We start from the raw sequence: 15,246 nt of genomic DNA, 5'->3' as shown, positions 1-15,246 counted from the left end.
GTCGGCCCGGTGTCAGCTGCCCGGCCGGTAGGGACCGAGCACACAGAACTCGTTGCCCTCGGGGTCGGCGAGCACGGCCCAGCCCTTGTCACCGTTGCGGCGGTCGTCGACGATCGTCGCCCCCAGCGCGAGGATCCGGTCGACCTCCTCGTCACGGCTCCGGTCGGTCGGACGCAGGCACAGGTGCATCCGGTTCTTGACCGTCTTGGGCTCGGGGACCTTCAAGAAGAGCAGGAAACGGTCGTCCGGACCGCGTAGCCCGTCCTCCTCGGCACCCGGATCGGCGTCGTACTCGGGGTCGATGACGAAGTCGTCCAGCACCTGCGCCCACCACCGGGTCTGGGTGTAGGGGTCGGCGGCGTCGATGCAGAAGTTGGATGCGCGGGATGCCATCCGAGCAGGCTGCCAGCCGAGGGCCGTCAGGACAACGGGTTACTTCGCCGCCCTTACAGGGCCGAGTTCAGCGCCTGCCAGTCGATGCCGTCCGGTGCACGGTCGACGATGGTCTGCAGCAGACCCAGGCGGGCCGCGCGCAGTCGCTCGTCCGGCGCCATCACCAGGACCTCGTCGAAGAACCGGGTCAGCGGCCCCACGAGCACGGACGCGTCGGGCAGCCATCCGGGGATGGCGTCGGCGCGGTGGTCGGGCAGCGCCGCGACGAGGCGCTCCAGGTCGACCTCGGCCGGGTCGACCAGGACGCTCGCGTCGTACGCCGCTGGCGTGCCCGCGGGCACGATGCGGGTGATCCGCTGGACCGCCTCGACCAGCGTGGCCAGCCTCGGGTCGGTGCGGGTCTTCTCGATATCTCCCAGAGCCGCCTGGGCCTTGCCCGGCGATGCGGAGAGGGGAGCCACGGCGTCGGCGAGTCTGGCATCCACGCCCTCGTCGCGTAGCTGCTGGATCAGTCGGCCGACGGTGAACTCCCGGGCGGCGGAGACGGCTTCGTCACCGACCTCGATCCCCTGCTCTCGCAACCGCTTCGCAGCCGCGGTGAGTCCGGAATCGACCGTGACCCGGGAGAGCGCCTCGTGCTCGCGCAGGATGCTGATGACTCCGAGGGCTGCCCGGCGCAGGGCGAACGGGTCGGATGAGCCGGTGGGCTTGGCGCCGAGGGCGAACATGGCGGCCAGCAGGTCGAAGCGGTCGGCGAGCGCCAGCACCGCACCGGGCACGGTGCGCGGGATCGCTCCACCGGCGCTGCGCGGCTGCTCCATCTCGGCCAGCGCGTCGGCGACGGCCCGGCTCTCACCAGCGCGCAGCGCGTACTCGCGGGCCATGGTGCCGGCCAGCGACGACAGCTCGATGACCATCTGCGAGGCCAGGTCGAACTTGGCCAGCTCGCCCGCGCGGGTGAGCGTCGACCGGTCATCGGAGCCCAGCTCGAGGTCCCCGGCCAGCGCGGACGCCACGTCGGCGATCCGGTGGGCGCGCTGCGCCACCGAACCCAGCCGGTTCTCGAAGGTGAGCTTGCCGATGCCGGACCGCAGGTCGGCGAGCGGTGTCTGCAGATCCGCGTCGTAGAAGAACGCCGCGTCCTCGTACCGCGCGCGCAGCACCTTCTCGTTGCCCTCGCGCACCACGTCGTCGTCGCACACGCCGTTCGCCATGGTGACGAAGTAGGGGCGCAACGATCCGTCGGCGTTCCGCACCGGCAGGTAGCGCTGGTGCTTGCGCATCACGGTGGTGAGGATCTGCTCGGGCAGCTTCAGGTAGCGCTCCTCGAAGCTGCCGAGGATGCCGCGTGGCTGCTCGACCAGGTTGGTGATCTCGTCGACCAGGGCGGCCTCGTCCTCGAAGTCCACGACGCCGCCGACGGTCGCGGCGAGTGCGGTGGCCTGCGCCACGACCGAGCTGCGGCGCTCCGCGGCGTCGAGCACGATGCCGCGCTCGGCCAGGATCGGCGCCAGGGTCTGCGCGTTGTCGACCCGCACGAGGGGGTCGGCGTCACCGCGCTTGGTGTAGGTGGTGCGGCCGGTGCGCAGCAGCGACACCTGAGCCGGCACGACCAGCGCGCCCCACAGCGCGACGACCCATCGGATGGGACGGCTGTAGGTCAGCTCGGGATCGGACCAGCGCATGTTGCGGTCGGCGCGCAGCTCGCCGACCGTGGTCGCGACGAGGTCGCCGAGGACGCTCAGGGCGTCGCGGCCCGGCTGGTCGATGCGTACCGCCACGTGCTCGGCGCCGTCGAACTCGGCGCGGACCAGGTCGGCGACGTCGACCTTCTGACCGCGGGCGAAGCCCTGGGCGGCCTTGGTGGGGTTGCCCTCGTCGTCGTACGCGGCGCCGACCTTGGGGCCCTTGCGCATCGTCTGTGCGTCCGGCTCGTACGCGGAGACGTCCTGCACGTGGGCGACGATCCGGCGCGGGGTGCCGAGCACCGACACCTCGCCGTGGGTGAGCCGGCTGGCGGCGAGACCGTCGGTGAGCAGGCTGCGTACCTGCTCCACCGCCTGCCCGACGACATGCGGAGGGAGCTCCTCGACGCCGATCTCGAACGCGAAGTCCTCGGCCGGTGCGTCGGCGCTCACGGTGTCCTGCTCTTGCTCACCCTGGTGGGGCGGCATGACCGCGGCACCGGTCAGGACCGGGGCGGCGTCGGACTTCAGCAGCGGGTAGTCCAGCTCGGCGCGGCGCTCGACCCACAGGGCCGCGACGTCGCGCGCGAGCGCCCGCATCGTCGAGAACGCCTGTGCGCGCTCGGTCGTGGAGATGGCGCCGCGGGAGTCCAGCACGTTGAACGCGTGGCTGCTCTTCAGCACGTAGGTGTGCGCCGGCACCGGGAGACGGGCCTCGACCAAGCGGCGCGCCTCGGCCGTGTAGCGCTCGAAGAGTTCGCGATTCGTCGGCACGTCGGCGTCGTCGAGGTAGTACCTCGACATCTCGTACTCCTGCTGGCCGAATGCCTCGCCGTAGGTGATGCCCGGCGCATAGAGCATGTCCTTGAAGTGGCTGACGCCCTGCTGGGCCATCATGATCCGCTCGATGCCGTAGGTCAGCTCCACGCTCACCGGGTCGAGGTTCTGGCCGCCGACCTGCTGGAAATAGGTGAACTGGGTGACCTCCATGCCGTCCAGCCACACCTCCCAGCCCAGGCCCCACGCGCCGATCGCAGGCTGGGCCCAGTTGTCCTCCACGAACCGCACGTCGTGCGCGTGCAGGTCGATGCCGAGGGCCGCCAATGACTCCAGGTAGAGCTCCTGCGGGTTGCCCGGGTCGGGCTTGAGGATCACCTGGAACTGGGTGTGCTGCTGCAGGCGGTTGGGGTTCTCGCCGTACCGGCTGTCGTCCGGGCGCACGCTCGGCTCGACGTACCCGACCCGCCAGGGCTCCGGTCCGAGCACTCGCAGCAGCGTGGCGGGGTTCATGGTGCCCGCACCCACCTCGGTGTTGAAGGGCTGGACCACCATGCAGCCACGGTCGGTCCAGAACTTCTGCAGGGTGAGCAGGGCGTCTTGCACGGTCAGCACGTGGGCAAGGCTATCGACGGGCGGCGACGCCACCGAATCGGTTTGCGGCGACGTGAGGGTTCTGCGTCCGTGGCCAGTGCTGCCGCTCTGGCCACGGACGCAAACCGGCCACGTCGCGCCCTGCCGGGTGCGGAAGGTTTACGCGGCCCCGGTCGTTGCACAGACATGATCTTCGGTTTCGGACGAGTTGGCACCATGGTCTCCCCCGACGAGGCACTGCCCGGGCGCTCGACGCCCATGGAGCATGTGCCCGCGACGCACGCGGTCCTCGGCACGCCGCTGAAGGGCCCGTGGCCCGACGGCACCCAGGTGCTGTACGTCGCGATGGGCTGCTTCTGGGGGGCCGAACGGTTCTTCTGGCAGGCGCCGGGCGTGGTGACCACTGCTGTCGGGTACATCGGCGGCATCACCCCCAACCCGACGTACGAGGAGACCTGCACCGGGCGGACGGGGCACACCGAGGCGGTGCTCATCGCGTACGACCCGAAGCAGACGGACGCGGAGCACCTGCTCAAGATCTTCTGGGAGAACCACGACTCCACGACCAAGTACCGCCAGGGCAACGATGTCGGCACCCAGTACCGCTCGGCGATCTACTGGACCACGCCCGAGCAGGAGGCGGCCGCCAAGGCCACCCGCGCGGCGTTCCAGCAGGTCCTGACCGAGCACGGCCACGGCGAGATCAGCACCGAGCTCGCCCCGGCCGGTGAGTTCTACTACGCCGAGGCCTACCACCAGCAGTACCTGCACAAGAACCCCGGCGGCTACTGCAACCACGGCCCCAACGGGCTGACCTGCCCGATCGGTCTGCTGCGTCAGGACGAGGTGCCCAGCCAGCAGTCGGTGCTGCCGCCGACCACCTGATCCAGCGGTCGAGAAGTCACTTCGGGAGGGTTGCGCGTCGCTGCGACCCTCCCGAACCGACATCTGGACACCGCTCTAGGGCTCGGCGAGCACTTCCGTCAGACAGCGCCGCGCCATGGCGACCATCGTGGGGTTGGTGTGCAGGTAGTACGGCAGGGCGATCACGGCCTGCGACACGGCCAGGCCGCGGGCGCGCAGCCAGACCGGCCCCCCGACAGCGACGCCGAGCGCGCGCAGGTAGGTCGCTCTGCGCGGGCCGTCGAAGACGAACCACGCGGCCGTGACGTCGTACGCGGGATCGCCCGTCGCGATCGCGCCGAGGTCGAGCAGCCCGACGAGACGCCCCTCACGGACGAGCAGGTTGCCCGGAATCAGGTCGGCGTGCAGCCACACCGGGCGTCCGTCCCACGTCGGTGCCGCGAGCGCCACCTCCCAGATCTCGCGTGCGGTGTCGGTCAGCCCGGTGCACCGGGATAGTGCCTCGCGAAAGTCGCTGTCACGTATGCCGATCGGACCGCCGCGCGATCCCCTGAGCACGCCTGCCGGCGGCGCGTCCTGCGAGTGCGACCACAGCGAGCGCACGCAGTCGCCCAGCGCGGTGGCTGCCTGCTCGCTGTCTCCGACGGCGACCTCCTGCGCGTCACGCCCGTCCAGCCAGCGCACGATCGCCCACGGGTAGGGGTAGCCCGGTCCCGCCGCACCGACCGCCTCGACCATCGGCGTCCGCAGCGAGGCCCTCGCCGAGAAGGCCGGACCCCAGCGGATCTCCTTCACCAGGCTCGGCACCGACCCCTCGTGCAGAGGGAACCGAGCGGCGTGTCGCTCGCCCAGTCGGAACACGGCGTTCTCGGTGCCGCCGGAGCGGACCTGCCGGATCGGCAGCTCGGCGTACGCCGGGAACTGGCGGGCCACCAGGTCGGCGACGAGCGCCGGATCGATGCGCGTCTCCCTTCCGTGCATCACGCGCGCCATCCTGTCGTGCCGGTCCGTAGCGCCGTGAGCGCCTTTCCGCGCCTCCTCTGCATAGGTGATGAATGCACCTAGCATGGGCAGGCGACGATGCGAAGGAATGCGATGACGGCGACCACGACGTACTCCGACTCTGCCGAACGGCTCGATGCGCTGCCGGTCTCAGGTTGGCATCGACGGATGACCGCGATCGTGGGGATCGGGTCGTTCTTCGACCTCTACGAGGTGTTCCTCGGCGGCGTGCTGGCGACGGTGCTCGCGGAGCAGTGGGGTCTCGGCACCACGGGCAAGGCCATGGTCATCGCGGCGGCGTTCGCCGGGATGTTCGTCGGTGCACTGGCCATGTCGAGCCTCGCCGACCGGATCGGGCGCCGCAAGGTGTTCATGCTCAACCTCGCGTCGTACTCGGTGCTGTCGATCGCGGCCGGCTTCTCCCCGAACCTGACCGTATTCGTGATCCTGCGCTTCTTGTGCGGAGTCGGGATCGGCTCCGAACTGGTGCTGGTGGACACCTACCTGGCCGAGTTCCTGCCGGGCCGGGTGCGCGGTCGGTACATCTCGTGGGCGTACGTCGTGGGCTTCCTCGGGGTGCCACTCGCGGCGCTGATCGGCGCGCGGGTCGTGGCGAAGCACCAGATCCTCGGCCTCGACGGCTGGCGCTGGCTGCTGATCGCCGGCGGCCTCGGGGCGGTCTTCGTCTTCGCCGCGCGCACCCTGCTGCCGGAGTCGCCGCGCTGGCTGGAGTCGCGTGGGCGCCACGCCGAGGCGGACGCCATCGTGTCCGACATCGAACGCCGCAGCGGCGCGGTCCCCGCCGCCCGCACCGAGCAGCCGCACACCCAGCCCGCCGACGCGCCGGTCGAGGCGCGCCGTGTCCCTCTGCGTGTGCTCCTCGGCGTGGAGTACCGCCGGCGCACGGTGATGCTCGCGGTGTTCAACGTCCTGCAGACCGTGGGTTATTACGGATTCGGGACCCTTGCTCCCCTGGTGCTGAAGAGCAAGGGCTACAACGTCACCGACTCGCTCGGTTTCGCGGCGCTGTCGTTCCTGGGGTATCCGATCGGCGCGCTGGTCGCGGTGCCGATCGTGGAGCGTGTCGAGCGCAAGTTCCTGATCATCGTGGCGGCCGTGCTGATGGCGCTGTTCGGCATCACCTTCGGGGTCGCCACGAACACCGCGGTGATCGTGTCCGCGGGCTTCCTGCTGACCGTGTCGAGCAACGTCTTCTCCAACGCCTACCACGTCTACCAGGCGGAGATCTTCCCCACGACCGTGCGATCGAGCGCGGTCGGCAGCTGCTACTCGCTCTCCCGGCTGACCTCGGCGGTGCTGCCGTTCATCGCGGTCAGCGCGCTCGACCACTTCCACGCGGGCGGCGTCTTCGCGGGGTCGGCGGTCATCATGGCCGTGCTCTGCGTGGACATCGGGCTCTTCGGACCGCGCACCACCGGACGCAGCCTGGAGGACGTCAACGAGCGGGTGGCCGAGGTCGCGGCCGTCAGGTAGACGCCGCCGGGGCTTGCGCGGCCCGCCTCCGCTGCCTGGTCAGGGGTGCGTCGGATGCCTAAGGTCGATGAGATGAAGATGAGCGACGCCCTCGAGACGGCATTCAGCGCACAGATCACCCTGGAGCTGCGCGCGTCGATCGTCTACCGACAGCTGGCGATCGACATGGGCAAGCTGGATCTGCCGGGGGTCTCCGCGTGGTTGCGCCATCAGGCGGACGAGGAGATCGTGCACGCCAACAAATTCATCGACCACGCGAGCGACCGCGACAACCGCCCGGTCATCGGCACCATCGACGGCCCGGACGCCGAGCCCGTCTCCTCCGTGCTGCGCTGCTTCGAGCTCGCCCTGCAGCACGAGCAGAAGGTCTCCGCCTCCATCCGCGAGCTCTACCGGACCGCGGAGTCCGAGGGCGATCTGGACTCCCGGCCGCTGCTCGACTGGTTCCTGGCGGAGCAGATCGAGGAGGAATCGACCGTCGACGCGATCATCGGCCGTCTGAAGCGGATCGACGACGACGGGCCGGGCCTGCTGCATCTGGACGAGGAACTCTCGCGGCGCGGCAACGTGTCCGCGGGAGCCTGACCGGCGTCAGCCGCGGGCCCGCGCGTAGCGCTCGTAGACCACCGGCCCGAACGTCCTGGTCTCGATCAGATCGAGCCGCAGATCCGTGGTGACCGGTGGCAGCAACGGTGTGCCTCCGCCGACGACGATCGGGTAGCGGAAGATCCGGAACTCATCGACGAGGTCGAGCTCGATCGCCTGGGCGGCCAGGTCGGCACCACCGATCTCGACGTCCCGGCCGGTGGCGGCGAGCGCTGCGATCTCCTCGGCGACCGATCCCTCGGCGAGCCGGGCATTCCCCTGGACGCGCTCGAGCGTGCGGCTGAAGACGACCTTCGGCAGGGCGCTCCACACGTCGGCGAACGCCGCGTAGAGCTCGGTCTCGCGCAGCGACGGGTCGGTCTCCCACACGAGCATGGTCTGGTAGAGCTTGCGCCCGCACAGGTGGGCGCCGAGTTCCCGCACGCGCTCCAGGTGGAAGGCGAACAGCTCATCGCTCGGCGCCGACCAGTCGAAGGCGCCCCGTCGGTCGGCGATGAAACCATCCATCGAGGCGCCGATGGAGTAGAGCAGCATGGCGTCACGCTAGTCGGACGGGGCACTTGCGTCTTTCGAACGCGTGTTCGATCATGGAGAGATGCTGCCTCCCCCACCGGTGACCTCGCGTGACGAGACGGTCGCCCACCTGCACGACCTGCTGCGTCGCGAGACCGGCGGGCAGAAGAGGCAGGCGGGACAGGTCCGGCAGAGCTCAGCTGTGCCCGCTCTGCCCGGCGTACCGGTGCATCCCGACCTGCGCGACAGCTTCCCCACCGGGCTGCGGCTCGGCAGCGTCTACACCCTCTCCGGCTCGACCACCGTGGCCATGGGTCTGCTGGCCGAGCCGACCAGGACCGGATCCTGGTGTGCCGCAGTAGGACTGCCGCACTTCGGGGTAGAGTCGGCCGCCGCCTGGGGCGCCGACCTGACCCGACTGGTCCTGGTGCCGCACCCCCCGTCGCAGGACTGGGTGAGCGTGGTCGCCGCCCTGACCGAGATCGCCGATCTGATCCTCACCTCCCGCCCGCCGCACGTGACCCCGGGTGAGGTCGAGCGGTTGCACGCCCGGCTGCGCATCCGGCGTACGACGATGATCGTGGCCGGCGCCTGGCCCCGGGCGGCCGCGCACATCGAGGCCGTGACGACCGGCTGGGACGGCCTCGGCCAGGGGTACGGCGCGCTGATGCGTCAGCGGCTGAGGATCACCGTCACCGAGCGGCATCGGGAGCGCACCGCCGACCTCGGCTGGCCAATACAAGCAGCACAGGCAGTACAGGCAGTAGAGGCATGGCCGGCATGAGCAGGATGCTCCCGGCGACCTCGACGCCGGTGCGGGTGCTGGCCCTCTGGTGGCCGGGCTGGTCGCTGGTCGCCGCGCAGGAGGCGGCCGGCGCGCCGGCCGACGCGCCGCTGGCGGTCGTGGCCAAGGGGATCGTGCTGGCCTGTTCGGCGGCGGCCGCCGCCGAGGGCGTCACCGAGGGCCTGCGCATCCGGCACGCCCAGGCCAGGTGCCCGGATCTGCAGGTCCTGCTCCACGACCCGGAGGTCGAGCAGCGCGCCTTCGAGCCCGTCCTGCGCGTCATCGAGCAGCGCGCTCCCCTGGTGCAGGTGATCCGGCCGGGACTGGCCGCGGTGCGTGCCGTCGGGATGGCCCGGTTCTACGGCAGCGAGGCGGCAGCGGCCGATGCGCTCGCCGCCGCCGTGCAGGAGGAGTTCGACCACGACGTACGGCTTGCCGTGGCCGACGGACTCTTCACCGCCGAGCAGTCCGCCTACGCCACCACCGGCGAGGTGCCCTGGCTGCAGGTGCCGCCCGGCGGGTCCACCTCCTTCCTGGCCGGTCTGCCGGTGACCGTGCTCAGCGCAGCGGTGGACGACGCCCATATGCCGAACATGTTGCGCCGCATGGGGATCCGCCATCTCGGAGAATTCGCCGCCCTTCCCCGAGGTGACGTGCACGCGCGCTTCGGGGCCACCGGTCTGCGCGCCCACCAGCTGGCCTGCGGCGAGGACGCGCCGGCCATCTCACCCCGGTCGGTGCCGCTCGACCTCGACCTGCGGGTCATCTGCGATCCGCCGGTGGGCGACGTCGAGCAGCTGGTCGCGCTGTGCACCCCGGCCATCGACCGGCTCATCACCGCACTGATGGAGCATGCCCTGGTCTGCAACCAGATCCGGCTCACCCTGCACACCGAGGCCGGCCTGGTGCACGAACGACTCTGGCGTCATCCGTGGCAGTTCACCGGGGCGGAGCTGCTGGACCGGGTGCGGTGGCAGCTCGATGAGTTCTCCGCCGAGACCAGCGAACGGTACGACGCCGTCACCCTGGTGACGATGGCGCCGGAATCGCTGGAGAGCGCCTCCCACCACGCCGAGGGGCTGTGGGGCGACCGGCCGGACGAGCACGTGGTGCGCACCGTGACCCAACTACAGGCGCGCCTCGGTCACGACGCGGTGCTGTCGGTCAGCGTCGGCGGCGGCCGGTTGCTCGACGAACGCCGGGTGCTGCGGCCGTGGGGTGAGGCGATCCCGACGTCCGCGCAGCGTCGTACCGACCAGCCGTGGCCGGGGTCGCTGCCCGGCCCGGCGCCGTCGACGGTCTTCGCGCAGGCCCGCCCCGCGGTGGTGCTCGATTCCGAGGAGGCCGTCGTACGCGTCGACCGGCGCGGCGGCCTGTCGATGCCACCGGCCACCCTGCGCCTCGGCGACGGCCCGGCGCGCCGGGTCACCGCCTGGGCCGGCCCGTGGCCGATCCAGCAGAGATGGTGGCGCAACCCGTTGAACGTCAACAGATTCCAGATGATCGACGACCACAACGAAGCGTGGCTGCTGCTGGCCGGCGGCGAGCACTGGTGGACCGAGGCGCGCTATGACTGAGGAGACCCGCGACCGTGGGATTCAGTAACCCGCCGATCCCGTGGTCGGACCTGGAGCGGCTGCTGTCGGAGGGCACCAGGCCCGCCCAGCGACCGGCGTACCCCGCCGACGGCGGTGACGGACCGGCGTTCTCGCGCAAGCGCACCGCGTTCGAAGCACCGACGCTGCCACCGGAGGACGACGTCGACGACGGGCCGGTGGTGCCCTACGCCGAGCTGCACGCGCACTCCCACTACAGCTTCCTGGACGGCGCCTCTTCGCCGGAGGAACTGGTCACCGAGGCGGTCCGGCGACGGCTGCGGGGCATCGCGCTGACCGATCACGACGGCCTCTACGGCGTGGTGCGGATGGCCGAGGCGGCCGAGGCGTTCGGCGACATCGACACCGTCTTCGGCGCCGAGCTGTCCCTCGATCTGACCGCGCCACAGAACGGTATGCCCGACCCCGAGGGCAGCCACCTGCTGGTGCTGGCCCGCGGTCAGGAGGGATACCACCGGTTGGCCGGAGCCCTCACCGACGGGCACCTGGCGCCGGGGTCGGAGAAGGGCCGACCGATCTACGACCTGGCGTCGCTGGCCGATACCGCGGCAGGTCACTGGACGGTGCTCACCGGCTGCCGCAAGGGGATGGTCCGGCAGGCGCTGGAACGCTCCGGTGACGACGCGGCCCTCGCTGAGGTGCGCCGGTTGCAGGACCTCTTCGGTGCCGCCAACGTGCTCGTCGAGCTCACCGATCACGGCGACCCTGCAGACAGTCTGCGCATCGACCGACTGGCCGAGATCGCCCGCCGCGTCGGCGTCGACACGGTGGCGACCAACGCGGTGCACTACGCCGCTCCCGACCGGTTCCGGCTGGCGAGTGCGCTGTCCGCGGTCCGGGCCCGTCGCAGTCTGGAGGATCTCGACGGGTGGCTGCCGAGCAGCGACCAGGCGCACATCCGCAGCGGCGCCGAGATGCGGGCACGCTTCGCCCGGTTCCCCGGCGCGGTCGAGCGCACCGCCGACATCGCCGCCGACCTGGGTTTCCGGCTGCGCTCCGCCAGCCCGCGACTGCCTCGCCAGGAGGTGCCCGACGGGCACACGCCGATGAGCTGGCTGCGCGAGCTCACCTGGCAGGGCGCCGCGCAGGCGTGGAAGGAGCTGACCCCGGCCCACCGGGAGCGACTCGAGCACGAGCTGCAGGTGATCGAGGCCAAGGACTTCCCGGGCTACTTCCTCATCGTGCACGAAATCGTCAGCTTCGCGCACGAGCAGGGGATCCTCTGTCAGGGAAGGGGATCCGCTGCCGCGTCGGCCGTCTGCTACGCCCTCGGCATCACGGTCATCGACCCGATCTTCTACGGCCTGCCCTTCGAGCGGTTCCTGTCCGAGCTGCGCGAGGAGGCGCCCGACATCGACGTCGACTTCGACGCCGGACGCCGGGAGGAGGTCATCCAGCACGTCTACGCGAAGTACGGCCGCCGCAACGCCGCCCAGGTCGCCAACGTCATCACCTACCGCCCCAAGAACGCCGTGCGCGACATGGCCAAGGCCCTTGGGCACAGCCAGGGACAGCAGGACGCCTGGTCCAAGCAGGTCGAGCGGTGGGGCGGGCAGATCGACAGCACCGACCACGACATCGCTCCGGCCGTCGTGGAGCTGGCCAGCCAGGTGCTCACCTTCCCCCGGCACCTGGGCATCCACTCCGGCGGCATGGTGCTGACCGACGAACCGGTCGGCAACGTCTGCCCCATCGAGCCGGCCCGGATGACCGATCGTACTGTCCTGCAATGGGACAAGGACGACTGCGCATGGATGGGGCTGGTCAAGTTCGACCTGCTGGGCCTCGGGATGCTGGCCGCCGTCCAGCACACCTTCGACCTGGTGGGCACCCACTTCGGGCAGGTGTGGCGGATGGAGACGATCCCCCGCAACGAGCCCGGTGTCTACGACATGCTGTGCCGCGCCGACTCGATCGGTGTCTTCCAGGTGGAGAGCCGTGCGCAGATCGGCACCCTTCCCCGCCTGAAGCCGCGCTGCTTCTACGACCTCACGGTCGAGATCGGGCTGATCCGCCCGGGTCCCATCCAGGGCGGTGCGGTGCACCCGTACATCCGGCGTCGTACCGGCGAGGAGGCGGTCACCTACCCGCACCCCCTGCTGGAGGACGTCCTGGAGCGCACGCTCGGCATCCCGCTCTTCCAGGAGCAGCTGATGCAGATGGCCACCACCGTCGGCAACTGCAGCACCGCCGACGCCGACCTGTTGCGCCGAGCGATGGGATCCAAGCGGGGTGTCGAGAAGATCGAGACGCTCAAGGCCAAGTTGTACGACGGGATGGCCGCCAACGGGATCGCGCCGGAGACGGCCGACGAGATCTACAACAAGATCGAGGCATTCGCGAACTTCGGCTTCGCGGAGTCGCATTCCCTCAGCTTCGCGGTGCTGGTCTATGCGAGCTCGTGGCTGAAGCTGCACTACCCGGCGGCGTTCCTGGCGTCGTTGCTGCGTGCCCAGCCGATGGGTTTCTACTCACCGCAGACCTTGGTCGGTGACGCCCGAAGACATGGCGTCAACGTGCTACAACCAGACATCCATCGTTCGAACGTCTATGCCGACCTGGAGGCTGAGGACGGTGCCACTCACGGCATGGGCGGCGGCATGGAGTCCTGCCTGCAGGACTACCAGCAGGACGAGATCGGCGAGTTCGACGCGACACGACCTCCGGACACCGAGCGGCACCGCCGCGACAGGCAGCACAGCGTGCGCCTCGGCCTGGACGACGTCTCGGCGCTCGGCCAGGAGGTCGCCGAGCGGATCGTCGCGTGCCGGGAACGGGACGGCAGATTCGCCGACCTGAGCGACCTCGCCAGGCGTGCCGAACTGGACACCGAGCAGATGGAGGCGCTTTCGCTGTCCGGAGCGCTCGATGACTTGTCCGGTTCGCGACGTGGTGCGCTGTGGCAGGCAGCCGATGCCACGGCGATCAAGCAGGGCCAGCTCGACATCAACGTGCCCTACCAGCCCCCGCTGCTGCCGGAGCTCACCCTGGGTGAGCTGTTGATCCATGATCTGCAGGCCACCGGCATCAGCCCCGCGGACCACCCGATGCGGCACGCCCGCACGGTGATGCGCGAGCGGGGCGTCCTGCGCACGAGTGACCTGCTCACGGTCGAGTCCGGTCGGCGCATCGAGGTGGCCGGGGTGGTGACCCACCGGCAGCGGCCGGCGACCGCGAGCGGCATCACGTTCCTCAACCTCGAGGACGAGACCGGCCTCATCAACATCATCTGCAGCCGGGGCGTCTGGCACCGCTACCGCGTCATAGCCCGGTCCGCATCCGCCATGATCATCCGCGGCGTGCTCGAACGGTCACCGGAGAACATCGTCAACGTGGTCGCCGACCGGTTGGAGAAGCTGCCGATCGCCGTGGAGCTGACCTCCCGCGACTTCCGCTGACGACGTGGGAGTGGATGCGCGCTCGATCGGGCACGCACGTGCTCCCGATGTCAGGAACAGGCCGCGACGAGTGCTTTGAAGAGCCGCAGGTCGTCGCCCTGCTCGGGGTGCCACTGCACCCCGAGCCGCCACCGTGCCGACGGGTCGTGGATGGCCTCGACCACTCCGTCCTCGGCGCGGGCCACCACGTCGTACCCGGGACAGGACGCGACGCCCTGATGGTGGTACGTCGGGCACGTCACCTCGGCGCCGAGCAGCGCGGCGAGCGGAGTCCCCTGCCCCACCAGCACCCGGTGGGAGGACCACTTCCCCGGTGACGGCGAATGCCTCTCGTGGCCCACGTCATCCGGCAGATGCTGATTGAGTGTGCCGCCGGCCGCCACCGCCATCACCTGCATCCCCCGGCAGATCCCGAGCGTCGGCACGTCGAGATCCCGCCCGACCTGTGCCAGCAGCAGCTCGCTGACGTCGCGATCGGGCCGAGCCTCCTGAGCGGCGGGGTGCGGCTGCGCGCCGTACCGGGCCGCCTCGACGTCGGCGCCGCCGGAGAGGATCAGACCGTCGACCCGTCCCAGCACCCGCGCGGCCCATTCCTCGTCGGCGTCGGGCAGCGGTGGCACCACCAACGGGATGCCGCCGGCCGCGATCACCTTCTCGGCATAGGTCGCCGGCAGCGTCACGCTCAGTTGGGCGCGCCAGACGTCGCGGTCGACGGGTTCCAGGTACGGCGTGATGCCGATGACCGGCCTGCTCACAGCGGGGTCACGTACGCGCCCGAGATGCCGCCGTCGACCAGGAAGTCGGTGGCGGTGATGAAACTGGACTCGTCGGAGGCCAGGAAGAGTACGGCGTTCGCGATCTCCTCCGGTTCGCCGAACCGGCCTACCGGCACGTGCACCAGCCGGCGCGCGGCACGCTCCGGATCGGCGGCGAAGAGCTCCTTGAGCAGCGGAGTGTTGACCGGCCCGGGGCACAGGGCGTTGACCCGCACCCCGTCGCGTGCGAACTGCACCCCCAGCTCACGCGACATCGCGAGGACCCCGCCCTTGCTCGCCGTGTAGGAGATCTGCGAGGTGGCGGCTCCCATGATCGCGACGAATGACGCCGTGTTGATGATGGATCCGCGCTTCTGCTCGATCATGTACGGCAGCACGGCCTTGCAGCACAGGTAGACGCTGGTCAGGTTCACGTGCTGCACGCGCTGCCACGCGTCGATCCCGGTGGTGAGGATCGAGTCGTCGTCGGGCGGTGAGATGCCGGCGTTGTTGAACGCGACATCGACGCTGCCGTACGCCGACTTGGCGGTCGCGAACAGCGCCTCGACCTGCTCGGCATCGGTCACGTCGGTGCGCACGAATCGCCCGTGCACCTCGTCAGCGACGCGCTCGCCGGTCTGCTCGTCGATGTCGGCGATGACCACGGACGCGCCCTCCTGCGCGAACCGGCGGACGGTGGCCAGCCCGATGCCGGAGCATCCTCCGGTGACGACGGCGACCTTGTCCTGCAGCCTTCCAGGCATC

At 70.3% G+C, this 15,246-nt stretch carries 12 protein-coding genes; 6 read left to right on the top strand and 6 right to left on the bottom strand.

From position 1 onward, the window contains the following. Window positions 1–12: 12 nt before the first annotated feature. Window positions 13–393 (bottom strand): VOC family protein, encoded by a 381-nt coding sequence (locus JOB34_RS16675; protein WP_179479159.1) that lies wholly within the window; start codon window positions 391–393, stop codon window positions 13–15. Between the two features lie 53 nt (window positions 394–446). Beyond that, window positions 447–3,470, bottom strand: coding sequence for a glycine--tRNA ligase (locus JOB34_RS16670; protein ID WP_208053761.1), 3,024 nt, complete (start codon window positions 3,468–3,470; stop codon window positions 447–449). A gap of 195 nt (window positions 3,471–3,665) precedes the next feature. Between JOB34_RS16670 and msrA the strand changes: the two genes are divergently transcribed. Next, window positions 3,666–4,334, top strand: a complete 669-nt coding sequence (gene msrA / locus JOB34_RS16665; RefSeq protein WP_208053760.1) for a peptide-methionine (S)-S-oxide reductase MsrA — start codon at window positions 3,666–3,668, stop codon at window positions 4,332–4,334. A 75-nt stretch (window positions 4,335–4,409) separates the two neighbouring features. Here msrA and JOB34_RS16660 read toward each other — a convergent pair whose 3' ends face one another. After that, window positions 4,410–5,294: an aminoglycoside phosphotransferase family protein gene (locus JOB34_RS16660; RefSeq protein WP_243758308.1), complete on the bottom strand. Its 885-nt coding sequence runs from the start codon at window positions 5,292–5,294 to the stop codon at window positions 4,410–4,412. A gap of 114 nt (window positions 5,295–5,408) precedes the next feature. On the opposite strand from JOB34_RS16660, the gene JOB34_RS16655 reads away from it, so the two are divergent. Both JOB34_RS16655 and JOB34_RS16650 read left to right on the top strand, forming a co-directional pair. Continuing rightward, a complete protein-coding gene (locus tag JOB34_RS16655) occupies window positions 5,409–6,809 on the top strand; it encodes an MFS transporter (RefSeq protein ID WP_243758299.1) in 1,401 nt (466 codons plus the stop codon). Between the two features lie 72 nt (window positions 6,810–6,881). After that, on the top strand, window positions 6,882–7,394 hold the full coding sequence (locus JOB34_RS16650) for a ferritin (RefSeq protein WP_179479153.1): 513 nt from the start codon (window positions 6,882–6,884) through the stop codon (window positions 7,392–7,394). A gap of 6 nt (window positions 7,395–7,400) precedes the next feature. Here JOB34_RS16650 and JOB34_RS16645 read toward each other — a convergent pair whose 3' ends face one another. Beyond that, window positions 7,401–7,949 (bottom strand): dihydrofolate reductase family protein, encoded by a 549-nt coding sequence (locus tag JOB34_RS16645; RefSeq protein ID WP_208053757.1) that lies wholly within the window; start codon window positions 7,947–7,949, stop codon window positions 7,401–7,403. 61 nt (window positions 7,950–8,010) lie between these two features. Between JOB34_RS16645 and JOB34_RS16640 the strand changes: the two genes are divergently transcribed. Genes JOB34_RS16640 through JOB34_RS16630 form a run of 3 tightly spaced genes read left to right on the top strand, consistent with a single transcriptional unit; the run spans window position 8,011 to window position 13,726 of the window. Beyond that, entirely contained in the window at window positions 8,011–8,712 is a 702-nt protein-coding gene (locus tag JOB34_RS16640) for a hypothetical protein (RefSeq protein ID WP_208053756.1), read from the top strand. Further along, the gene (locus JOB34_RS16635; RefSeq protein WP_208053755.1) at window positions 8,709–10,289 is read left to right on the top strand and encodes a DNA polymerase Y family protein; all 1,581 of its coding nucleotides are present in this window, start codon (window positions 8,709–8,711) and stop codon (window positions 10,287–10,289) included. Before JOB34_RS16640 ends, JOB34_RS16635 begins: the two co-directional genes overlap by 4 nt. A gap of 14 nt (window positions 10,290–10,303) precedes the next feature. Further along, window positions 10,304–13,726, top strand: a complete 3,423-nt coding sequence (locus tag JOB34_RS16630) for an error-prone DNA polymerase (RefSeq protein ID WP_208053754.1) — start codon at window positions 10,304–10,306, stop codon at window positions 13,724–13,726. Window positions 13,727–13,776: 50 nt separating this feature from the next. Here JOB34_RS16630 and JOB34_RS16625 read toward each other — a convergent pair whose 3' ends face one another. Together JOB34_RS16625 and JOB34_RS16620 are read right to left on the bottom strand one after the other, a co-directional pair. After that, window positions 13,777–14,481 carry a gamma-glutamyl-gamma-aminobutyrate hydrolase family protein gene (locus JOB34_RS16625; protein ID WP_208053753.1) on the bottom strand — a complete coding sequence of 235 codons (705 nt, stop codon included), beginning with the start codon at window positions 14,479–14,481 and terminating at the stop codon, window positions 13,777–13,779. Continuing rightward, on the bottom strand, window positions 14,478–15,245 hold the full coding sequence (locus JOB34_RS16620) for a 3-oxoacyl-ACP reductase (protein WP_208053752.1): 768 nt from the start codon (window positions 15,243–15,245) through the stop codon (window positions 14,478–14,480). The genes JOB34_RS16625 and JOB34_RS16620 overlap by 4 nt, the downstream gene beginning before the upstream one ends. Between the last annotated feature and the right edge of the window lies 1 nt (window position 15,246).

The organism is Allobranchiibius sp. GilTou38, assembly GCF_017565325.1.
Classification (GTDB): Bacteria; Actinomycetota; Actinomycetes; order Actinomycetales; family Dermatophilaceae; genus Allobranchiibius; species Allobranchiibius huperziae.
Note: the sequence above shows the minus strand (reverse complement) of the source record. Positions and strands in the feature narration are given on the sequence as shown.

Bases quoted from the DNA above. Each gene is read 5' to 3' on its own strand.
- msrA (WP_208053760.1), top strand. From the start codon at position 3,666: ATGGTCTCCCCCGACGAGGCACTGCCCGGGCGCTCGACGCCCATGGAG.
- JOB34_RS16640 (WP_208053756.1), top strand. From the start codon at position 8,011: ATGCTGCCTCCCCCACCGGTGACCTCGCGTGACGAGACGGTCGCCCAC.
- JOB34_RS16660 (WP_243758308.1), bottom strand. From the start codon at position 5,294: ATGCACGGAAGGGAGACGCGCATCGATCCGGCGCTCGTCGCCGACCTG.
- JOB34_RS16650 (WP_179479153.1), top strand. From the start codon at position 6,882: ATGAAGATGAGCGACGCCCTCGAGACGGCATTCAGCGCACAGATCACC.
- JOB34_RS16620 (WP_208053752.1), bottom strand. From the start codon at position 15,245: ATGCCTGGAAGGCTGCAGGACAAGGTCGCCGTCGTCACCGGAGGATGC.
- JOB34_RS16645 (WP_208053757.1), bottom strand. From the start codon at position 7,949: ATGCTGCTCTACTCCATCGGCGCCTCGATGGATGGTTTCATCGCCGAC.
- JOB34_RS16675 (WP_179479159.1), bottom strand. From the start codon at position 393: ATGGCATCCCGCGCATCCAACTTCTGCATCGACGCCGCCGACCCCTAC.
- JOB34_RS16655 (WP_243758299.1), top strand. From the start codon at position 5,409: ATGACGGCGACCACGACGTACTCCGACTCTGCCGAACGGCTCGATGCG.
- JOB34_RS16635 (WP_208053755.1), top strand. From the start codon at position 8,709: ATGAGCAGGATGCTCCCGGCGACCTCGACGCCGGTGCGGGTGCTGGCC.